A 19,902-nucleotide genomic window follows, 5' to 3' on the forward strand; every position below is an offset into this window, starting at 1 on the left:
ATCGCCCACCGGGTTGCGCGGGCATGGCGTGCGCGATGATGGAGGGGCTCCACCTCAGGTTTCTCCCGGAAGGGTTCCCCATGGCACCGCGCATCCTGCTGGCCCGGCACGGACAGACGGCCTGGTCGCTGTCCGGCAAGCACACCGGCAGGACCGACGTGCCCCTCCTGGAGGAGGGCCGGCGCGGCGCCAAACTGCTCGGCGAGCGGCTGCACCGCGCGCCCTTCGAGGGCCTTCCCGAGGCCGAGGTGCGCACCAGCCCGCTGGCACGCGCGCGTGACACGTGCGAACTCGCCGGGTTCGGCGAGCGGGCGGCCTCCTGGGACGCGCTGCTGGAGTGGGACTACGGCGCCTACGAGGGCATGACCCCCGAGGAGATCCAGGCCGTTCGCCCCGGCTGGCTGATCTGGCGGGACGGCGTCCCCGAGGGGGAGACCCTCGCCGAGGTGACGGCCCGCGCGGACGAGGTGGTGTCCTGGGCCCGTTCCGCCGACCGTGACGTCCTGGTCTTCGCCCACGGGCACATCCTGCGGTCCATCGGCGCGAGGTGGCTGGGCCTGCCCCTGGACTTCGCCGCCCGGATCCGCCTCAACCCGACCTCACTGTCCGTGCTGGGCTGGGCTTACGGGGAACCGGCGATCGAGAGCTGGAACGATCTGGGGCACCTGGCCGGATAGCGCCGCGCCCGGCCGCACGTCCCTTACGCACCGAACAGTCACGTACACGCCGAACAGGTACGTACGTACCGAAGGGCTACGTACGTACCGAACGCGGCAGGGAGGCGTGCCGCTCCAGGAACTCCGCCACCCCCGAGGCCCGCCGGTGCGGAAGCAGTACCCGCGCGGTGCCCGCCAGTATCGTCTGGATCCGGGAGGACTGGACCTGGTCCAGCAGTTCCAGCACCCGGCACCCGGCCACCGCCGCCTCGTCCGGCCGCCCCCCGCGCGCGAGGTCGTCCGCGAGCTCCGCCGTGTACAGCGCGATGTTCCGCGTGAAGTGGGGATCCTGGAGCTGCGCGGCCCGCCGCGCGTGCCGTGCCGCCCGCGTCCAGTCACCCAGCGTCGACCAGCACTGCGCCTCCAGCCCCTCCAGTTCGGCCTCTCCGTAGAAGCTCATCCACTCGGGGTCGGCGTCCGAGCGGCCCCGTTCGTACAGGGCCTGCGCCCGTACGAGCGCCTGTTCGCAGCCGGTGCGGTCGGCGAGCCCCGCCCAGCCGCCCGCCTCGCGCAGCGCCAGCAGCGACATCAGGCGGTCGGACCCCAGCGACCGTCCGACCCGCTGTGCGGCCTGCGCCGCCCGTACCGCCTCCCGCGGCCGTCCGGCGTCCCGCGCGAGGAAGGCCGTGTTGCAGAAGGCGTGCGCCTCCAGGGCCGGGTCCCCGGTCATCCTGGCGGTCGCCAGCGCCTCCGCGTAGTGCGAGCGCGCGTCGTCGAAGCGGCCGGAGTCGTGCGCCAGCCAGCCCACCGAGATGGCGAGTTCACCGGCGCCGGAGTGCAGCCGGTCGGCGGTCGTCTGCCGGGTCGCGCCGGCGTCCAGCAGCTCGTACGCGGCGCGCAGTGGGGCCGCCGCGCGCCGGTAGAGGCCGTCCGCGCCGTGCCGGTCGTCGAGCAGCCGGATCCGGCGGACGGCCTCCTCCAGGGCGGCGGCCTCCGAGGACCCGGCGCGGCGCACCGGCCGGTCCGCCGCCGCGGCGTCGATGGTGAGCCCCAGGGGGCCCAGCGTGGCGGCGGCCACGGTGGCGCCTCCGCCCGTCATGAATGCGCGACGCAGCACGTCGCTCTCCTCGTGGTACTCGTGCGTGTCGTACGGGTCCTGCGTGTCATACGGCTCCGAGGCCCCCCGCGTCTCACCCGTGACATACGTCGCACGGGTGGGGCGCGGGGGAGGTGCCTCCCCCGCCGGGCGCGCCCCGCGTCCGCGGACGGACGAGCGGGGCGCGAAGCCCAGGTCGGCGAGCGTGCGGCCGGGGAACATGTGCAGGAACACCCGTTCGTACGCGTAGTTCGGGCAGCGGATCTCACCCGCCTCGACCCGGCCGACGTAGCGCGCGTCACAGCTCACCCGCTCACCGATCTCACGGGCGGCCCGCCGTACCAGCGCGGCGAACTCGGCCGGTGAGCGCCGGCCGCGCAGCTGCCGGAAGGCGAGGTTCGGCCGTGCTGGCCGGTCGGGCTGCGACGAGGTCACCATTGACGACGCCATGGCCGGGTCCTCTCGTGCGAACCGTCGAACCATGCCGGGTCGGGTACGAGTTGTCGCGTGACGCCCCGGTTCCGGCGGGCAAGAACGTACCGGTTGTGCCGGACTCGCCACGCTGTGTTTGGCTACAAACCGGATATCTCATACAGGATCTGCCATGAAGTGCCATCCTTTGCGGCTGACTTGTGCCGTAGCCGTTGACGCCGTTTCGCGTTGGACCCTGTGGACTGCAATGAGGGCTGCGTGGTGGAGGCCGGGATGGAGACCAGCCGGAGCAACGATCCTTGTGCGCCGTCGGCGACGGCCTGCGATGTGGTGACCGTGCCGACGCGGCAGGGCCTGGAGGCGGTCGACATCCTGCGCCGGCGTGCGGACGGGGACGCCGTGGGGCCCGTGCTGCACGACGACGGGTGCGACACGCTCGGCTTCCTGGTGCCGCCGGGGACCGCCGCCGCATGGGACGTCCCCGGGAGCACCTGTACGCAGACCATCGGGCGCGGCCTGAGCCTGAACCCCGAGCCGCCGGTCGAGGGCTCGGACTGGCTGGTGCCGCCCGGGGAGGCGGATCCCGCGACGGATCCCGCCGTCCTCAGACGCGCCCTGGGAGAGGCGGCACGGCTGATCAGGGCGGCCGACGGCTGCAGCTGAGCGGCACCACCCCCCGGGGCCCTGCGAAAATGGCCCCATGGGCAAGTCCAGGAACCCCCGGCGCAGACAAGCGGGCGCCGAAGCCGTCGTCGCGGACGTCGACGGCGGCCTCGCCGAGCTGATACCCGACCGGGACCGCCACCGGGCCTGGACCCTGCTGATCGACGGGGCCCCGCAGTCGCACGTCGACCTCGACGACCCGGCGTACCTCTCCTTCGAGTACCAGCGGCGGCTCGGGCACGTCATCGACCTCGTCGCACCGCCCGGCCGGCCGGTGCACGCCGTGCACCTCGGGGGCGGGGCGCTCACCCTGGCCCGCTATGTGGCCGCCACCCGTCCCCGCTCCACCCAGCAGGTCGTCGAGCGGGACGCGAAGCTCGTCGAACTGGTACGGCGCGAGCTGCCGTTGGACCCCGCCGCCCGGATCCGGGTGCGGTCACTGGACGCCCGCGAGGGCCTGGCCAAGGTGCCGGACGGCTGGGCCGACCTGGTCATCGCCGATGTGTTCAGCGGCGCCCGCACCCCCGCCCACCTCACCTCCACCGAGTTCCTCGACGAGGTCCGCCGGGCCCTCGGCGCCGACGGTGTCTTCGCCGCCAACCTCGCCGACGGCCCCCCACTCGCCCATCTGCGCGGCCAGATCGCCACCGCCGCCGCCCGTTTCCCCGAGCTGGCGCTGCTCGCCGACCCGGCCGTGCTGCGCGGCAAGCGGTTCGGCAACGCCGTCCTGGTCGCCGCCGCCCGCCCGCTCCCGGTCGCCGAGCTGACCCGCCGGGCCGCCTCCGACCCGCACCCCGCCCGGGTCGAGCACGGCAAGGCGCTGCTCGCCTTCACCGGAGGAGCCGTCCCGGTCACGGACGCGGCAGCGGTGGCCTCACCGGCTCCGCCACCGTCGGTCTTCCGCTGACCTGCCGGGTTCAGAAAACCAACCACCGCGACAGCAGGGGCGGATGGCGTCTGTCCATATCTGGTCGTCTTTCACTTTCCGCCGCTCGATGGCCGTCTCAGTACGTGCCCACCTCCACGCGCGGCGGCCCGTCGTGCCACGTGCAGAACACCGAGACCCGATCCGCGCCCGAGCCGAACTCCACCCGGATCCACGACTCCGTCTTCCACACCTGCATCGACCAGCCCGCGCCCGGGGTCGCCGATACGAGCGTCGCGTCCGCCTTCCTGATGTCGAAGACCACCCGCCCGCCGTCGGTGTCGTAGCTCTTGACCTGTCCGGACGCGGTCCGCGACGGGGGCCGCGTGGTCGCCGGGGTCCGCGAGGGAGTCGGAGTGCCGGACGCCGACGAGGTGTTCCGTGGTGTCCTGGACGGGGAGAGGGACGGGGACGGGGGCCGGGAGGTCGACGACGCCAGCGGCTTGGAGCCCTGTTCGGTCGCGTCCGCAGCCGTGATCGGCAGGGCGCGCGGCGGGTCGTAGGCCGTGCCCGCCATCACCGTGTGCACGCCCCACCACGACAGCGTGACCGCCGCGCCCGTGGCGAGCGACCACGCCAGTACGTGTACGAGTCCTCTGCGCATCGCGGCCATACTGCCTCACCGGTCCCAGGAGTTGCACTTGGTCGGTACATGCTCGGAGTTGTCCACAGGCCCGCACCCGGCCCTCCCGCATGGCGTACGGTGCGGCGCATGGCAAGTGTGCTCGTGGTCGAGGACGACCAGTTCGTACGCTCCGCGCTCATCCGGCACCTCACCGACGCCTCGCACACCGTGCGCAGCGTCGGTACGGCGCTGGAGGCGCTGCGCGAGGTCGCCCATCTCCGCTTCGACGTGGTCATCCTGGACCTCGGCCTGCCCGACCTGGACGGGTCCGAGGCGCTGAAGATGCTGCGCGGCATCACGGACGTGCCCGTGATCATCGCCACCGCGCGGGACGACGAGACGGAGGTCGTCCGACTGCTCAACGCAGGGGCGGACGACTACCTGACCAAGCCGTTCTCCGTCGAGCACCTCTCCGCGCGCATCGCCGCCGTCCTCAGACGCTCCCGGGCCGCCACCGGGGAAGCTCCACCGTCCAGCGTCCTGCGGGTGGGCGGCCTGAGCGTCGACCCGCTGCGCCGGCAGGCCGAGTTGGACGGGGCGCGCCTCGACCTCACCCGCCGCGAGTTCGACCTGCTCGCCTTCCTGGCCGGCCGGCCCGGGGTCGTCGTCCCCCGCAAGGAGCTGCTGGCCGAGGTGTGGCAGCAGTCGTACGGCGACGACCAGACCATCGACGTCCATCTGTCCTGGCTGCGGCGGAAGTTGGGGGAGACGGCGGCCCGGCCGCGCTATCTGCACACCCTGCGCGGGGTCGGCGTGAAGCTGGAACCGCCCGGGGAAGCGGAGCCGGTGCGATGAGGTGGGCGCTGGTCAAGGTCTGCCTCGCGGTCACCACGATGGTCGTGGTCGCCTTCGCGGTGCCGCTCGGGCTGGTCGTCAAGGAGATGGCCCGCGACCGCGCCTTCTCCAACGCCGAGCGGGAGGCCGCGGCGATCGCGCCCGCCCTGTCCATCACCACCGACCGCGACAAGCTGGAGCGCGTGGTGGCCTCGGCCGGCTCGGACACCGACATGGCGGTGCACATACCGGCGTCCGACGAGGCGGGGGCGGGCGGGGCCGCCGTCGACATCGGCCGGCGGCGCGCGGCCGACCGGGACATCGCGACCGTGCGGAAACTCGGCCGCGCCTCCACCACCGAGGTCCCCGGCGGCTCCACCCTGCTCCAGCCTGTGGCGCTGAGCTCCGGCGCCATCGCGGTCGTCGAGGTGTACGTCCCGGAGGCCGAGGTCAGCAACGGCGTCGGCACGGCCTGGGCGGTGCTGGCCGCCGTCGGCGCCGCGCTGGTCGTCGGCTCGGTCGCGGTCGCCGACCGGCTCGGGGTGCGGATGGTGCGGCCCGCGCGACGGCTGGTCGAGGGCGCGCACGAACTGGGGGAGGGCAAGCTGGGCGCACGGGTGCCGGAGGAGGGGCCGAACGAACTCCGGCTGGCGGCGGTCGCGTTCAACTCCATGGCCGACCAGGTCGTCCAGCTCCTGGCGAACGAGCGCGAGCTGGCCGCCGACCTCTCCCACCGGCTGCGCACCCCGCTGACCGTGCTCCGGCTGAACGCGGCCTCGCTCGGTGAGGGACCCGCCGCCGAGCAGACCCGGACCGCCGTCGCCCAGCTCGAACGCGAGGTCGACACCATCATCCGCACCGCCCGCGAGGCCAAGCCGCAGACCGCGGCCGCCGGACCGGGCGCCGGGTGCGACGCGGCCGAAGTCGTCCGGCAGCGGATGGAGTTCTGGTCCGCGCTCGCCGAGGACGAGGGCCGCAAGTGGCGGGTGGCGGGGGTCGACCGGCCCGTGCGCATACCCGTGGCCCGCCCCGACCTGGCCGCCGCGCTCGACGCGCTGCTCGGCAACGTCTTCCGGCACACCGCCGAGGGCACGGCCTTCGCGGTCGACGTGCACAACGGCGAGGACGCGGTGATCGTCCTGGTCTCCGACGCGGGCCCCGGCATATCCGACCCCGAGGCGGCCATGGCCCGTGGCCGGGGCTCCGGAACAGACGGCTCCACCGGCCTCGGCCTGGACATCGTGCGCCGGCTCGCCGAGTCGACCGGCGGGGACGTACGGATCGGCTCCTCGGTGCTGGGCGGCACGGAGGTGCGGATCTGGATCCAGGTGGACGGGCGGGAGCCGGTCCGCAGGGGGCACCGGGGCGCGGTGCGCCGTCGCCGCCCCGGCAAATTGGTCTCTACCTTTAACCGTCCCCGATCCCTTCCTTAAGCGCACCCTAAGATCCTCAACACCGATCCGTATCAGGCCTTTTGCCCGATTCCGGATCGCTAGCGTGCTGCCGCACCTCACTCCCCGTGGACAGCGAAGGCAGGCACGCGATGAGCACGCACCGGCGCAGGATCAGTGGCAGGAACAAGGCGATAGGCGGTCTCGTCGCCGCGGCCGTGGTCGGCGGCGGAGCCGTCCTGCTCACCGGCACCGCGCAGGCGGCCGGCGTCGGCGCCGCGTACACGAAGACCAGCGACTGGTCGACGGGCTACACCGCGCAGTACGTCGTCACCAACAACACCGGTCAGACGGAGAAGGACTGGACCCTGGAGTTCGACCTCCCGGCGGGCACGAAGCTCAGCTCCCTCTGGAACGGCGAATCCGAGGTGAGCGGCCGGCACATCACGGTGAAGCCCGCCAAGTGGGACACCGACGGCCTGGCACCCGGCAAGTCGGTCACGGTCGGCTTCGTGGCCGACGGCACGGGTGCCCCGACGGGCTGTCGCATCGACAAGGCGGCCTGTTCCGCCGACGGCAGCGCGACCCCCGAGCCGAGCGGCCGGCCCACTGAGGCGCCCACCCCGACGGCGAAGCCGACTCCCACGGCGACCCCGACCAAGAGCGCCACGCCCACGCCCACCGCCACCGCCTCCCCGTCCCAGACCCCCGGCAGCGGCACGACCACCTCCGCCGGGTTCGCCCCGTACGTCGACACCTCCCTCTACCCGGCCTTCGACCTGGTCGCCAGTGCCGACGCGACCGGCGTGAAGAACTACAACCTCGCCTTCGTCACGGACGGCGGCGGCTGCACGCCCAAGTGGGGCGGGGTGACGGATCTGGCGAGCGACGGTGTGGCCGCCCAGATCGGCGCCCTGCGCGCCAAGGGAGGCGACGTCCGCGTCTCCTTCGGCGGCGCCTCCGGCTCCGAACTGGCCACCACCTGCTCGTCGGCGGACGCGCTGGCGACGGCGTACGGCAAGGCCGTGGACGCCTACAAGCTCACCAAGGTCGACTTCGACGTGGAGGGCGGCGCCCTGCCCAACACGGCCGCGAACACCCGCCGCGCCCAGGCCATCGCCAAGCTCCAGGCCCAGCACCCCGGCCTGGACGTCTCCTACACGCTCCCGGTGATGCCCGAGGGCCTCACCCAGGACGGGGTGAACCTCCTGTCCGACGCCAAGTCCCACGGCGTGAGGATCAGCGCCGTCAACATCATGGCGATGGACTACGGCCCCGCGTACAACGGCGACATGGGCACCTACGCCGAACAGGCGGCCACCGCGACGCAGGCACAGGTGAAGAGCGTCCTCGGCCTCTCCGACTCCGCCGCCTGGAAGACGATCGCCGTCACCCCGATGATCGGCGTCAACGACGTCTCCGCCGAGGTCTTCAAGGTCGACGACGCCACCCAGCTGGTGAACTTCGCCAAGTCCAAGGGCCTCGGCTGGCTGTCGATGTGGTCCGCGACCCGCGACAAGCAGTGCGCGGGCGGCGCCAAGCCCTCCGCCGACGCCACCTGCAGCTCGATCGTCCAGGACGGCTTCGCGTTCTCGAAGGCCTTCCGCGCGTTCGACTGACCGGCGGCACACACCCACGACGGGGCGCGGCACCCCCCTCCAAGTGCCGCGCCTCGGGCCGTCAGAGCGCCGTCTCCACCGGCGGCAGCGCCCCCGTGCGGGCCGCCCGGGCGTACCACAGCGCGCTCGACTTCGGTGTCCGGGCGAGCGTTGCGTAGTCGACGTACACCGCGCCGAACCGCTTGCCGTAGCCGTACGCCCACTCGAAGTTGTCCATCAGGGACCACAGGTAGTAGCCGCGCACGTCCGCGCCGTCCGTGATGGCCCGGCGCACCGCCGAGAGATGGCCGTGCAGATAGGCGATGCGCTCGGGGTCGTGGACGCGGCCGTCGTCGTTCACCTTGTCGTCGTACGCCGCGCCGTTCTCGGTGATGTACAGCGGCAGCCCCGGTGCCTCCCGCGTGTAGCGCATGATCAGGTCGTGCAGGCCCGTCGGGTCGATCGTCCAGCCCATCTCCGTACGGTCGCCGGGGGTCTGGTGGAAGGCCACGTCGTCCGCCCCGGGCCAGGGGGAGTGGTCGCTCGCCCCGTGCCCGTCCGCGCGCGGTCCGCGCACCTCGGAACCGGCCGACGAGACGAGTGCCGGGGTGTAGTAGTTCAGGCCCAGCGCGTCCAGCGGCTGGTTGATCGCGCTCAGGTCGCCGCCCTGGACGTACGACCAGTCGGTGACCGGCGAGGTCGCCTCCAGCAGCGTCTCCGGGTAGGCGCCGTGCAGCATCGGGCCGTGGAAGACACCGTTGGCCAGGTCGTCGATCCGGCGGCCCGCCGCCAGGTCCGCCGGATCCTGGGAGATGGTGCGCACGACCGAGGAGTTGAGGCTCACGGCGACCGTGTTGCGGGCCGGCATCACCGAGCGCAGCGCCGAGGTGCCCAGGCCGTGGGCCAGGTTGAGGTGGTGCGCGGCCTTCAGCGCTGCCGCCGGGTCCGTACGGCCGGGGGCGTGCACCCCGGAGCCGTACCCGAGGAACGCGCTGCACCACGGCTCGTTGAGCGTGGTCCACTGCTCCACCCGGTCGCCGAGCGCCTCGGCGACGATCTGCGCGTACTCGGCGAAGCGGTACGCCGTGTCCCGCTCCGGCCAGCCGCCCGCGTCCTCCAGCTCCTGCGGCAGATCCCAGTGGTAGAGGGTGAGCGCCGGCTTGATGCCGTGCGCGAGCAGCTCGTCCACCAGGCGGCGGTAGAAGTCCAGGCCCACCTGGACCGCCGGGCCCCGGCCCGTCGGCTGCACCCGCGACCAGGAGACGGAGAACCGGTACGCGCTCAGGCCGAGCTCCGCCATCAGCGCGACGTCCTCGCGGTAGCGGTGGTAGTGGTCGACGGCGATGTCACCGTGGTCACCGCCGGCCGTCTTGCCCGGCGTATGGCTGAAGGTGTCCCAGATCGAGGGGGTGCGGCCGTCCTCCCGCACCGCCCCCTCGATCTGGTAGGCGGAGGTCGCGGCGCCCCAGAGGAAGGCGGCAGGGAAGGACACGGTCTTCGGGTCGGGCATGGAATCGCTCCCATGAGTCGGGTGGCCTCATTATGCATGGGAGCGCTCCCACGGCAAAAGGGAGGGCGGGGCAGGAGGTGCGCCGTGGTGCGGCCGGTCTTCGGCAACCGGCCTCGGCGGCCACGGTGTTGCGGGGCCGGGTGTCGGATGTCCCCGCTCCCGGGTGGCTGTTCGGCAAGGTCCATCGTTCACCTTCCGGCGTTTCGGTGGGAGCGCGCCTCGTTCCGGCCCGAAAAAATCCGGCCGCGGCTCCGGCGTAGGGCCCAACCCCCTTGTTTCGGGGGCGGATCCGCCGTTGACCTGCGCGGACCCCGGTCGGGGGCGGGCCGGTGCCGGGATGTCGACCGGCAGCGGTGCGACACATTCCCGTGACGTGCAAAACACGCTTGCGCAACAACGCCGTTTTCAAGTCTTGACACGTGGCCCGGCAGGAACGAGTCTTCCGGCATGCCGCGTGGGAGCGGTCCCACGGGCAGTCGGGGGCTTGCTCCTCTGTGGACCGAACCACCTAACGGCCCTTCCCTCTGTCTCCCTTGGCACACCGTTGACCAGCACCTTTTCACCGCACAACCGAGTGCGGTGGGCCGGCCGCTGCTCGAATCGAGAGGGCAGGTCCGGACTGTCGGACCCCGGCGGTCTGATTCCTGAGATCCCGTTCCCCACTGGAACAAGGAGTAGTGGAATGCGCATCACCCGTACCGGCGGCGGTCGCGGCCGCAGAGCAGCGGCCCTGACCACATCGGTCCTGACGGCCTCGGCCCTGCTGCTGACCGGCTGCAGCGACGACGGCGACTCGGACACCTCGGACTCCAACGGGAACATCACTCTCAAGGTGGCCGACTTCGGGCAGTTCGGCTATAAGGAAGCGGGCCTGTTCGCCCAGTACCACAAGCTGCACCCGAACATCACGGTGAAGGAAGACACCACCACCAACGAGCAGGACTACTACCCGAAGCTCCTTCAGCAGCTGAACACGGGCAGCGGCCTGGCGGACGTCACCGGTATCGAGGTCGGTCGCATCAAGGAGGTCGTCGACACCCAGGCGACCAAGTTCGCCGACCTGAGCAAGGCCATCAACGTGGGCGACTGGGTCTCCTGGAAGGAGAAGCAGGCCACCGCCAAGGACGGCACCGTCATAGGCGCCGGCACCGACATCGGTCCGATGTCCCTGTGCTACCGCAGGGACCTCTTCGAGAAGGCGGGCCTGCCGACCGACCGCGAAGCCGTCGCCAAGGCCGTCGAGGGCGGCTGGGAGGACTACCTCAAGCTCGGTGACCAGTACAAGAAGAAGGCTCCCTCCGGCACCTTCTTCATGGACTCCGCGAGCGCCATGTACAACGCGGTGGTCAGCTCCTCCGACAAGCAGTACTACGACGCCGACGGCAAGGCGATCTACAAGGACAGCTCCTCCGTCCAGCAGGGCTGGGACCTGGCCGCCGAGGCCGCGTCGAAGAAGCTGAGCCAGGGCCTGCCCCAGTTCACCGACGCCTGGACGGCGGCACTGCGCAAGGGCACCGTGGCCACCGTGGCGTGCCCCGCCTGGATGGCCGGCCAGATCTCCATCAACTCCGGTGACTCCTACAAGGGCAAGTGGGACATCGCCCGTGCGCCCGGCTCCACCGCGGCCAACTGGGGCGGCTCCTTCCTGGCCGTGCCCAAGAGCGGCAAGCACGTCAAGGAGGCCACCGACCTGGTCAAGTGGCTGACCGCCCCGGAGCAGCAGGCCGCCGTGTTCAAGGCGATCGGTGTCTTCCCGTCGAACAAGGGCGCCTACGAGCTCGCCGCCGTGAAGGACGCGAAGCTCCCCTACTTCAACAACGCCCCGATCGGCCAGATCTACGCCGACGAGGCCGGGTCCATCCCCGAGGCCGTGCTCGGCCCGAAGGACGCCACGATCAAGGACACGATCTCCACGCAGATCAACAACATGGAGAAGCGCGGCACCAAGCCCGCTGACGCCTGGAAGGCCGCGATCGAGACGATCGACAAGGTGATCGGCTGATACCGGCGGTGCGGGCGGCCCCACCGGCCGCCCGCACCGCGGCGCGCGGGGGGCACCCGCACCGGACCTCAAGTGTCGAACGCCGGTCCGGCCGCGCGGCGTCCGGCAGCCACTCCCGTCGTGCGGCCACCCGCCCCCGTACCCCGCCCGGGTACGAGGGCCGGCGTCCGTCCGGCGAGAGCACGCACCGGACGCCGCGGCACCGCGTCCCGCGAACTCGTCTCCCGCAGGTACCCGGCCGAATCCCGAGGGAAGGAACTCCCCCCGTGGCAACGACAACCCCCACACGGGGTGCCCACACCCCGCCGTCCGGCGGCTCCGGCGCCGCGTCCGGCGGACGCGGCACCTGGCGCGCCCGGCTGTGGCGCTTCGACGACATCGCGTCCCCCTACGCGTACATCGCTCCCTTCTTCCTCGTCTTCGGCGCCTTCGGGCTCTACCCGATGCTCTACACCGGCTGGATCGCCCTGCACCGGGTGGAGATGACGAGCCTCAGCCAGTCGGAGTGGGTCGGCTTCGACAACTTCGCCAAGATCCTCCAGGACTCGGAGTTCTGGACGGCCGTCACGAACACCTTCCTGATCGGCGTCATCTCGACCGTTCCGCAGCTGCTCGTGGCGCTGGGCCTGGCCCACCTGCTCAACTACAAGCTGCGGGCCAGCACGTTCTGGCGGACGGTGATCCTCACCCCGTACGCCACCTCCGTGGCGACCGCGGCCCTGGTCTTCGCCCTGGTCTTCCGGGCCGACGGCGGCATCCTCAACTGGGTGCTGCACTTCTTCGGCGCCGGCAACACCGACTGGGGAAACGGTGAGTGGACGTCCAAGATCGCCATCTCGGTCATCGTCATCTGGCGCTGGACCGGCTACAACGCGCTGATCTACCTGGCGGCCATGCAGGCCGTGCCGACCGATCTGTACGAGGCGGCCTCGATCGACGGAGCGACGCGCTGGCAGCAGTTCCGCAAGGTGACCATTCCCTCGCTGCGGCCGACGATCCTGTTCACCATCGTCATCTCGACCATCGGCTCCATGCAGCTGTTCGGTGAGCCGCTGCTGCTGCAGGGCGGCACGCTCGGCTCCATCGGAGGCAGCGAGCACCAGTACGAGACGCTCAGCATCTACCTCTTCAACTACGGCTGGAAGCTGGGACATCTGGGTCCGGCCGCGGCCGTGGCCTGGGCCATGCTCGTCCTGCTGCTGCTCATCGCCCTGATCAACTGGATCGTCGGCCGGTTCGTGCGCAAGAGCGCGGCCTGACGGGAGCGAAATCGATGACCACGACCAGCCCCACCAAGATCGCGCCGGACTTCGACCCGGCACCGCTGACCACCACCCCGGACAAGGGCCGCAGCCGTCTCAAGCTCGGCGCCGGCCAGCAGCTCAAGGGCGGCCCGTTCACCTACGCCGCCTTGATCATCGTCGGCCTCGGCTCGATCCTCCCGCTGTACTGGACGCTGGTGGCCGCCTCCCACGACCAGCAGCGGGTCCTCGACAGCCCACCGCCGCTCGTACCGGGCGGCCGGCTGTGGAGCAACCTCCAGTCGGCCTGGGAGCAGGCCCACCTGGGCAAGGCCATCGTCAACAGCGTCATCGTGGCCGGCTGCATCACCGCGGCCACCCTGTTCTTCTGCACCCTCGCCGGTTACGCCTTCGCCAAGATGCGCTTCCGCGGCCGGGGCGCCCTGATGACCGCGGTCATCGCCACCCTGACGATTCCGCCGCAGCTCAGCGTCGTCCCGCTGTTCATGATGATGGCGGACATCGGCTGGGGCGGAAAACTGGAGTCGGTGATCTTCCCGACCCTCGTCGGCGCCTTCGGCGTCTTCTTCATGCGCCAGTACCTGCTGGAGGCCCTGCCCTACGAGCTCATCGAGGCGGCCAAGGTGGACGGGGCCAGCAACATCCGCATCGTGTGGAACGTGGTCCTGCCCGCGGCCCGGCCCGCGATGATGGTGCTCGGCATGCTCACCTTCGTACAGGCGTGGAACGACTTCTTCTGGCCCTTCCTCGCCCTGAACCAGGAGAACCCCACCCTCCAGGTGGCGCTCGGCCAGCTCAGCGCCTCCTACACCCCCGACCAGAGCATCGTCATGGCCGGTGCGCTGATCAGCACCCTGCCGCTGCTGCTGGTCTTCGTGATCTTCGGCAAGCAGATCGTCGGAGGCATCATGGCGGGCGCCGTCAAGGGCTGACGCGCGGCCGCCGCCCCACCGGCCGTCCCGTACGGCCCGCTCCGCACGCGGGCCGTACCCGGCCGGGCCTCCGCGTCCGCAGCCCTGCCCGCTTCCCGCAGCCGGTCCCCTGTCCGACCCTTTCCCCACGCCACTTTGGGAGCGTTCTCACGATGACCGCCGTACGAACCGAGACCACTGCCCGGCCGGCCCCGGACACCTCCTTCCCGCCGGGCTTCGTCTGGGGCGCCGCCACCGCCGCGTACCAGGTGGAGGGCGCCGCCGCGGAGGACGGCCGGACCCCCTCCATCTGGGACACCTTCAGCCACACCCCCGGGAAGGTCCGCAACGGCGACACCGGTGACATCGCTGCCGACCACTACCACCGGTACCGCGACGACGTGGCCCTGATGAAGGACCTCGGGATCAAGGCCTACCGATTCTCCGTCTCCTGGTCCCGGGTGCAGCCCACCGGCCGCGGGCCCGCCGTCGAGCGCGGCCTGGACTTCTACCGCCGGCTCACCGACGAACTCCTCCAAGCGGGCATCACCCCCGTCGCCACCCTCTACCACTGGGACCTGCCCCAGGAACTGGAGGACGCCGGCGGCTGGCCGCACCGCGACACCGCCCACCGCTTCGCCGACTACGCCGAGATCATGGGCCGGTCCCTCGGCGACCGCGTCGGACTGTGGACCACCCTCAACGAGCCCTGGTGCTCTGCCTTCCTGGGCTACGGCTCCGGCGTGCACGCCCCGGGGCGCACCGACCCGGCCGCAACCCTGCGCGCCGCTCACCACCTCAACCTGGCCCACGGCCAGGCGATCGGGGTGCTGCGCTCGACCCTGCCGACGTCCGCGCAGACCTCCCTCACCCTCAACCTGCACCAGGTGCGCCCGCTCACCGACACCGCCGAGGACGCCGAGGCCGCACGCCGCATCGACGCGGTCGGCAACCGGATCTTCACCGGCCCCGTCCTGGACGGCGCCTACCCCGAGGACCTGCTCGCCGACACCGCGCACCTGGTCGACTGGGGACAGCTGGTGCACGACGGCGACCTGGCCGAGATCTCCCGCCCCATCGACCTGCTCGGCGTCAACTACTACTCGCCGACCGTGGTCTCCGCGGCCGCCGACGGCGACGGCAGCACCAGGAACGACGGTCACGGCGCCAGCGACCACTCTCCGTGGACCGGCTCCGAAGACGTCGCCTTCCACCTCGCCAACGACGAGCTCACCGCGATGAACTGGGCCATCGACCCCAGCGGGCTGCACACGCTGCTGACCGGTCTGGCGGCCTCGCACCCGGGGCTGCCGCTGATGATCACCGAGAACGGCGCCGCCTTCGACGACTACATCTCCCCCGAGGGCCGGGTGAACGACCCGCAGCGGATCGCCTACCTGCACTCCCACCTGGAAGCCGTCCGACGGGCCGTCGCCGACGGAGCGGACGTCCGCGGCTACTTCCTGTGGTCCCTGCTGGACAACTTCGAATGGTCCTACGGTTACTCGAAGCGCTTCGGCGCCGTCTACGTCGACTACTCGACCCAGCGCCGCATCCCCAAGGCGAGCGCCCACTGGTACGCCGAGGTGATCCGGAGCAACGCGCTGCCGGCCGCCGGCGAGCAGGACTGAGGCCGCACCGACCGGTCCGCGGGGCGCCGCCGTGGAACCGGCGGCGCCCCGCGACGGCCCATGCCCGCCCGGCGGGAGGAGGCCCCGGTCACGAGGGACGATGGGGGCGGAGGCAGCCGGGCCACGGCTGTTACATTCCTGGCCTGAAAGCTGCGAACGGAAGGCGGCGACCATGGCGGTCAAGGGTGAGCAGAGCCGGGGCGGTCGGCGGCCGACCCTGGAGGAAGTCGCTGCCCGCGCCGGTGTCGGCCGCGGCACGGTGTCACGGGTGATCAATGGCTCGCCCCGGGTCAGCGACGCGACCCGCGCGGCCGTGGAGGCGGCGGTGGCCGAACTCGGCTACGTGCCCAACACCGCCGCCCGCGCCCTCGCGGCCAACCGCACGGACGCGATCGCCATGGTCGTCCCCGAACCGGAGACCCGCTTCTTCGCGGAACCGTACTTCTCGGACATGCTGCGCGGCGTCGGCGCCGAACTCTCCGAGACCGAGATGCAGTTGCTGCTGATCTTCGCCGGCAGCGACCGGGAGCGGCAGCGGCTGGCCCAGTATCTGGCGGCACACCGGGTGGACGGCGTCCTGCTGGTCTCGGTGCACGCCGACGACCCGCTGCCCGACATGCTGGCCCAGTTGGAGATCCCCGCGGTGATCAGCGGCCCCCGCTCGGCCGCGGAGACGCTGACCTCGGTGGACTCGGACAACTACGGCGGCGGCCGCTCGGCCGTGGAGCACCTGCTGGCCCGCGGCTGCCGCACGATCGCCCACATCACCGGCCGCCTCGACGTGTACGGCGCCCAGCGCCGCGTCGACGGCTACCGTGACGCCCTGCTGGACACGGGCCGCCGCGCGGAGGAACTCCTCATTGAACCGGGCGACTTCACCGAGGAGGGCGGCCGTCGTGCGATGACGCGGCTGCTGGAGCGCAATCCCGCCCTGGACGGGGTCTTCGCCGGCTCGGACGTCATGGCGTCCGGCGCTCGCCAGGTGCTGCGCGAGGCGGGCCGCCGCATCCCGGACGACGTGGCCCTGGTCGGCTACGACGACTCGGCCATCGCCCGCCACATGGACCCGCCGCTCACCAGCGTCCGCCAGCCCATCGAGGAGATGGGGCGCGCGATGATAGATCTCCTGCTCGCCGAGATCGCGGACCGCCGCCCGGCCGTCTCCCGGGGGCCGGAGCGCCGGCACGCGGTGCTGCCCACGGAGCTGGTGCCACGCGCCTCGTCCTGACCGGGGCGGCCCGGCGGGGGCACGAGGGGACGTTGACAAACGAATCAGCCGGTGACCCGTCTTTCGACGGAGTCACCGGCTGATCACTCAGGGTGAGTGACGGGACTCGAACCCGCGGCATCCTGGACCACAACCAGGTGCTCTACCAGCTGAGCTACACCCACCATGTCCGGCGGTTCACCTAGTGGTTTTCCCGACCGGCCGAGAAAAAGTGTACAGGGTCCGAAGGGGTGCTCGCGCCAGGCTTTTCGCGGCGCCCCTCCCGGGACCCTGCGGGGGCCTACTGAGCGGGCAGGACGTGCTTGGCGGCGATCGTCTTCGCGGTGTCGGAGTCCGGACCGGGCTGTGGTACGAAGATGGCCTCGCGGTAGTAGCGCAGTTCGGCGATCGACTCGCGGATGTCGGCGAGGGCGCGGTGGTTGCCGTTCTTCTCCGGGCTGTTGAAGTAGGCGCGCGGGTACCAGCGGCGGGCGAGCTCCTTGATGCTGGACACGTCGACGATCCGGTAGTGGAGGTAGTCCTCCAGCGTCGGCATGTCCCGGAGCAGGAAGCCGCGGTCGGTGCCGACGGAGTTGCCGCACAGCGGGGCCTTGCCGGGCTCCTTCACGTGCTCCCGTACGTACGCCAGGACCTGCTCCTCGGCGTCCCCCAGCGTGGTCCCGCCGGGGAGTGCCGCCAGCAGCCCGGACGCGGTGTGCATCCGACGCACCACTTCCGGCATCGTCTCCAGCGCCTGATCCGGCGGCCGGATGACGATGTCCACTCCCTCGCCGAGTACGTTCAGCTCGGAGTCGGTGACGAGGGCGGCTACCTCGATGAGCGCGTCGTCGGACAGCGAGAGGCCGGTCATCTCGCAGTCGATCCACACCATGCGATCGTTCATGTGTCTAACCTTACGGGTCGCCGCCCCGAGCTGAGCCTCACCTGCGGCGAGCTTGTCGGCGCTGAGCGGCCGCGGCGCCGGTGACCCCGCCCTGGGGGCCGCCGCCCCCAGACCCCCGCTTCGGCCTGAACGGCCTCGTCCTCAAACGCCGGACGGGCTGGATGGTGCCGACCGGGGTTGAGAGGCGATCCGCGAGGGGTGCAGGGGCGGAGCCCCAGGGTGTCCGGGGTACCGAGAAGGGGGCCCGGGGCGTAGCCCCGAACCCCCTCGCCGTCAGATGCCGCTGCGCGGCCCCGGCACACTGGCCGAGAGACTGCGTCGCGTCTGCATGGGTACCCCACCCTCCGGATGCAACAGAGCCGGCACCGGCCCCATCCCCCCGCCCGGCGAGGGCGAGGGCAGCGCGGGCTCCGGGTCACCGGGCTTGTCGCCCTGCGGCCGGCGGGCGCGGTAGGCGGCCCGGTAGGCGGCGGGGGAGGAGCCCAACTGGCGCCGGAAGTGACCGCGCAGGGCCACCGGGGACCGGAACCCGCAGCGGCCCGCGACCTCGTCCACGGAGTAGTCCGAGGTCTCCAGCAGGCGTTGTGCCTGGAGCACGCGCTGGGTGATCAGCCACTGGAGCGGCGCGCTGCCGGTCAGGGACCGGAAGCGGCGGTCGAAGGTGCGCCGGCTCATATAGGCCCGCGCCGCCAGCGTCTCCACGTCGAACTGCTCGTGCAGATGCTCCAGCGCCCAGGCGACGACCTCGGCGAGCGGGTCGGCGCCGATCTCCTCTGGTAAAGACCGGTCGAGATAGCGCTCCTGGCCGCCCGAGCGGCGCGGCGGTACCACCAGGCGCCGGGCCAGCGCGCCCGCCGCCTCGTTGCCGTGGTCCGAGCGCACGATGTGCAGACACAGGTCGATTCCGGCCGCCGTCCCGGCGGACGTCAGCACATCGCCGTCGTCCACGAACAGCTCTCTCGGATCGACGTGCACCGACGGATAGCGCTTGGCCAGCGTCGGCGCGTACATCCAGTGCGTGGTGGCCGGACGGCCGTCCAGCAGGCCGGCCGCCGCCAGTACGAAGGCGCCGGTGCACAGGCCCACGATGCGCGCGCCCTCCTCGTGCGCCCGGCGCAGTGCGTCCAGCGCCTCTTCCGGTGGCGGAGAAGTGATCGAACGCCAGGCCGGTACGACGACCGTGCCCGCCCGTGAGATCGCTTCCAGGCCATGCGGCGCGGTGAGTTCCAGGCCCCCTGTGGTCCGCAGCGGGCCTTCCTCGCCGGCGCACACCAGCAGTCGGTAGCGCGGCACTCCGGCGTCCTGGCGGTCGATCCCGAACACCGACAATGGTATGGAACTCTCGAAGATGGGCCCGCCGCTGAACAGCAGCACCGCGACGATCTCCTTGCGACGTCGCCCGGACAGCTTCCGGGCCGCGGCTTCCGGCGCGGCAGTGGAGTCGTGGCTCATACTGCTAAGCCCCCCTCGGTGGTCGCGGCTCCTCGGTTGTGTCGCTCCTGCACGTTTCCCCTTGGTCCTGCACGAGTCCCCCGCCATAAGACATCAAGATCGAATCTACTGGGTCCCGCGGTGTCGCGGTGGCCAGTTCGACACGCGGCACATTGTCGACATGACAACTTGGCGTGAAGCATTCGATCACGAAGCGTTGCACTCGTGGGCCGTGCAGGGAAGTACGCCTCGTCGCAGTGGCCAATCCGCGTAGGGTGCGCAGGACCCTCTGGGTCCTTTCCGTGCAGGTGGAACGGGGGTTGGGGGGTGCTCCGCAGCCCTCTTGTACAGCGTCGAGAAGTTGGCTGAAAACATACGGGCGCGTGCGCGGAAACCGGTCAGTCGACCGGTGTACCACCCTTGGTGTGACGTCCGCCTCCCCGGGCCGCGCCACGCCCCGTACCGCGCCCCGCGCCGCGCTCCGAGCGGCGCAGCAGGATCCGGCACACGCCGGTGACGGCGGCGAGACCCAGGGCGGTGCCGGCGGCGCCGGCGAGGGATGTGCCGTACCAGAGCAGGACCACGGGGACGAGGACGCAGCTGAAGGCCGCCCAGCGGACCACGTCACCGGCTGTGTCCGGGGCGGGGCGGGGGTCACTGGTGGGTCGGGGTCCGGACATCGCGCACTCCCTGGTCGTACTCCTTGCCGCGGTGGCTCACGGGGTTCAACGCGTGTTCGATCGGTCGGTCACTGCACTTGACCGCACCTGTTTGAATCCTGTGCAAACCGCCTGTACGGGGCAGCAACCATTGCGTTACGGGCGTCGCTCGTGCATGCTCCGGGGAACCCCTACGGGCTCCAAGGGACCCCCCTACGGAGCGTG

The 19,902-nt window shown here is 71.5% G+C and carries 17 protein-coding genes and 1 tRNA gene; 11 read left to right on the forward strand and 7 right to left on the reverse strand.

Annotated elements, in window-relative coordinates; translation table 11 throughout:
- Nucleotides 1-80: 80 nt before the first annotated feature.
- On the forward strand, nucleotides 81-677 hold the full coding sequence (locus tag ACZ7L0_RS12340; RefSeq protein ID WP_471242379.1) for a histidine phosphatase family protein: 597 nt from the start codon (nucleotides 81-83) through the stop codon (nucleotides 675-677).
- 76 nt (nucleotides 678-753) lie between these two features.
- Here the strand turns inward: ACZ7L0_RS12340 and ACZ7L0_RS12345 are convergent, their stop codons facing one another.
- On the reverse strand, nucleotides 754-2,202 hold the full coding sequence (locus ACZ7L0_RS12345; protein ID WP_471242380.1) for a hypothetical protein: 1,449 nt from the start codon (nucleotides 2,200-2,202) through the stop codon (nucleotides 754-756).
- Nucleotides 2,203-2,442: 240 nt separating this feature from the next.
- Between ACZ7L0_RS12345 and ACZ7L0_RS12350 the strand changes: the two genes are divergently transcribed.
- Together ACZ7L0_RS12350 and ACZ7L0_RS12355 are read left to right on the forward strand one after the other, a co-directional pair.
- The gene (locus tag ACZ7L0_RS12350) at nucleotides 2,443-2,847 is read left to right on the forward strand and encodes a hypothetical protein (RefSeq protein WP_471242381.1); all 405 of its coding nucleotides are present in this window, start codon (nucleotides 2,443-2,445) and stop codon (nucleotides 2,845-2,847) included.
- A gap of 37 nt (nucleotides 2,848-2,884) precedes the next feature.
- Entirely contained in the window at nucleotides 2,885-3,754 is an 870-nt protein-coding gene (locus ACZ7L0_RS12355; protein ID WP_471242382.1) for a spermidine synthase, read from the forward strand.
- Nucleotides 3,755-3,851: 97 nt separating this feature from the next.
- On the opposite strand, the gene ACZ7L0_RS12360 is transcribed toward ACZ7L0_RS12355, so the two are convergent.
- The gene (locus ACZ7L0_RS12360) at nucleotides 3,852-4,376 is read right to left on the reverse strand and encodes a hypothetical protein (protein ID WP_471242383.1); all 525 of its coding nucleotides are present in this window, start codon (nucleotides 4,374-4,376) and stop codon (nucleotides 3,852-3,854) included.
- Nucleotides 4,377-4,484: 108 nt separating this feature from the next.
- On the opposite strand from ACZ7L0_RS12360, the gene ACZ7L0_RS12365 reads away from it, so the two are divergent.
- The 3 genes from ACZ7L0_RS12365 to ACZ7L0_RS12375 all read left to right on the forward strand — a co-directional run bounded on the left by ACZ7L0_RS12365 (nucleotide 4,485) and on the right by ACZ7L0_RS12375 (nucleotide 8,181).
- A complete protein-coding gene (locus ACZ7L0_RS12365; protein ID WP_471242384.1) occupies nucleotides 4,485-5,192 on the forward strand; it encodes a response regulator transcription factor in 708 nt (235 codons plus the stop codon).
- Nucleotides 5,189-6,604, forward strand: a complete 1,416-nt coding sequence (locus tag ACZ7L0_RS12370) for a sensor histidine kinase (protein WP_471242385.1) — start codon at nucleotides 5,189-5,191, stop codon at nucleotides 6,602-6,604. Before ACZ7L0_RS12365 ends, ACZ7L0_RS12370 begins: the two co-directional genes overlap by 4 nt.
- Before the next feature lie 110 nt (nucleotides 6,605-6,714).
- The gene (locus tag ACZ7L0_RS12375) at nucleotides 6,715-8,181 is read left to right on the forward strand and encodes a glycoside hydrolase family 18 protein (RefSeq protein ID WP_471242386.1); all 1,467 of its coding nucleotides are present in this window, start codon (nucleotides 6,715-6,717) and stop codon (nucleotides 8,179-8,181) included.
- Between the two features lie 61 nt (nucleotides 8,182-8,242).
- On the opposite strand, the gene ACZ7L0_RS12380 is transcribed toward ACZ7L0_RS12375, so the two are convergent.
- A complete protein-coding gene (locus tag ACZ7L0_RS12380; RefSeq protein WP_471242387.1) occupies nucleotides 8,243-9,670 on the reverse strand; it encodes a GH1 family beta-glucosidase in 1,428 nt (475 codons plus the stop codon).
- Nucleotides 9,671-10,352: 682 nt separating this feature from the next.
- On the opposite strand from ACZ7L0_RS12380, the gene ACZ7L0_RS12385 reads away from it, so the two are divergent.
- From ACZ7L0_RS12385 to ACZ7L0_RS12405, 5 genes are all read left to right on the forward strand, one after another.
- On the forward strand, nucleotides 10,353-11,672 hold the full coding sequence (locus ACZ7L0_RS12385) for an ABC transporter substrate-binding protein (protein WP_471242388.1): 1,320 nt from the start codon (nucleotides 10,353-10,355) through the stop codon (nucleotides 11,670-11,672).
- A gap of 266 nt (nucleotides 11,673-11,938) precedes the next feature.
- Entirely contained in the window at nucleotides 11,939-12,931 is a 993-nt protein-coding gene (locus ACZ7L0_RS12390; RefSeq protein WP_471242389.1) for a carbohydrate ABC transporter permease, read from the forward strand.
- Nucleotides 12,932-12,945: 14 nt separating this feature from the next.
- The gene (locus ACZ7L0_RS12395) at nucleotides 12,946-13,866 is read left to right on the forward strand and encodes a carbohydrate ABC transporter permease (protein ID WP_471242390.1); all 921 of its coding nucleotides are present in this window, start codon (nucleotides 12,946-12,948) and stop codon (nucleotides 13,864-13,866) included.
- A gap of 152 nt (nucleotides 13,867-14,018) precedes the next feature.
- Entirely contained in the window at nucleotides 14,019-15,476 is a 1,458-nt protein-coding gene (locus tag ACZ7L0_RS12400; RefSeq protein WP_471242391.1) for a GH1 family beta-glucosidase, read from the forward strand.
- A 172-nt stretch (nucleotides 15,477-15,648) separates the two neighbouring features.
- Complete coding sequence (locus ACZ7L0_RS12405; RefSeq protein ID WP_471242392.1) at nucleotides 15,649-16,704, forward strand: LacI family DNA-binding transcriptional regulator; 1,056 nt, start codon at nucleotides 15,649-15,651, stop codon at nucleotides 16,702-16,704.
- A 91-nt stretch (nucleotides 16,705-16,795) separates the two neighbouring features.
- Here the strand turns inward: ACZ7L0_RS12405 and ACZ7L0_RS12410 are convergent.
- The 4 genes from ACZ7L0_RS12410 to ACZ7L0_RS12425 form a co-directional block, all read right to left on the reverse strand.
- A tRNA-His gene (locus ACZ7L0_RS12410) sits at nucleotides 16,796-16,868 on the reverse strand.
- Between the two features lie 116 nt (nucleotides 16,869-16,984).
- Nucleotides 16,985-17,587, reverse strand: a complete 603-nt coding sequence (gene orn / locus ACZ7L0_RS12415; RefSeq protein WP_471242393.1) for an oligoribonuclease — start codon at nucleotides 17,585-17,587, stop codon at nucleotides 16,985-16,987.
- A 273-nt stretch (nucleotides 17,588-17,860) separates the two neighbouring features.
- Complete coding sequence (locus ACZ7L0_RS12420; protein WP_471242394.1) at nucleotides 17,861-19,039, reverse strand: GlxA family transcriptional regulator; 1,179 nt, start codon at nucleotides 19,037-19,039, stop codon at nucleotides 17,861-17,863.
- A gap of 377 nt (nucleotides 19,040-19,416) precedes the next feature.
- Entirely contained in the window at nucleotides 19,417-19,698 is a 282-nt protein-coding gene (locus ACZ7L0_RS12425; protein ID WP_471242395.1) for a hypothetical protein, read from the reverse strand.
- Nucleotides 19,699-19,902: the final 204 nt, after the last annotated feature.

This window comes from Streptomyces sp. NPDC039424, from assembly GCF_055639495.1.

What these genes read in the sequence shown, in the direction of transcription:
- ACZ7L0_RS12340 (WP_471242379.1), top strand. Translation starts at nt 81, where the DNA reads ATGGCACCGCGCATCCTGCTGGCCCGGCACGGACAGACGGCCTGGTCG.
- ACZ7L0_RS12345 (WP_471242380.1), bottom strand. Translation starts at nt 2,202, where the DNA reads ATGGCGTCGTCAATGGTGACCTCGTCGCAGCCCGACCGGCCAGCACGG.
- ACZ7L0_RS12355 (WP_471242382.1), top strand. Translation starts at nt 2,885, where the DNA reads ATGGGCAAGTCCAGGAACCCCCGGCGCAGACAAGCGGGCGCCGAAGCC.
- ACZ7L0_RS12360 (WP_471242383.1), bottom strand. Translation starts at nt 4,376, where the DNA reads ATGCGCAGAGGACTCGTACACGTACTGGCGTGGTCGCTCGCCACGGGC.
- ACZ7L0_RS12365 (WP_471242384.1), top strand. Translation starts at nt 4,485, where the DNA reads ATGGCAAGTGTGCTCGTGGTCGAGGACGACCAGTTCGTACGCTCCGCG.
- ACZ7L0_RS12370 (WP_471242385.1), top strand. Translation starts at nt 5,189, where the DNA reads ATGAGGTGGGCGCTGGTCAAGGTCTGCCTCGCGGTCACCACGATGGTC.
- ACZ7L0_RS12375 (WP_471242386.1), top strand. Translation starts at nt 6,715, where the DNA reads ATGAGCACGCACCGGCGCAGGATCAGTGGCAGGAACAAGGCGATAGGC.
- ACZ7L0_RS12380 (WP_471242387.1), bottom strand. Translation starts at nt 9,670, where the DNA reads ATGCCCGACCCGAAGACCGTGTCCTTCCCTGCCGCCTTCCTCTGGGGC.
- ACZ7L0_RS12385 (WP_471242388.1), top strand. Translation starts at nt 10,353, where the DNA reads ATGCGCATCACCCGTACCGGCGGCGGTCGCGGCCGCAGAGCAGCGGCC.
- ACZ7L0_RS12395 (WP_471242390.1), top strand. Translation starts at nt 12,946, where the DNA reads ATGACCACGACCAGCCCCACCAAGATCGCGCCGGACTTCGACCCGGCA.
- ACZ7L0_RS12400 (WP_471242391.1), top strand. Translation starts at nt 14,019, where the DNA reads ATGACCGCCGTACGAACCGAGACCACTGCCCGGCCGGCCCCGGACACC.
- ACZ7L0_RS12405 (WP_471242392.1), top strand. Translation starts at nt 15,649, where the DNA reads ATGGCGGTCAAGGGTGAGCAGAGCCGGGGCGGTCGGCGGCCGACCCTG.
- orn (WP_471242393.1), bottom strand. Translation starts at nt 17,587, where the DNA reads ATGAACGATCGCATGGTGTGGATCGACTGCGAGATGACCGGCCTCTCG.
- ACZ7L0_RS12420 (WP_471242394.1), bottom strand. Translation starts at nt 19,039, where the DNA reads ATGAGCCACGACTCCACTGCCGCGCCGGAAGCCGCGGCCCGGAAGCTG.
- ACZ7L0_RS12425 (WP_471242395.1), bottom strand. Translation starts at nt 19,698, where the DNA reads ATGTCCGGACCCCGACCCACCAGTGACCCCCGCCCCGCCCCGGACACA.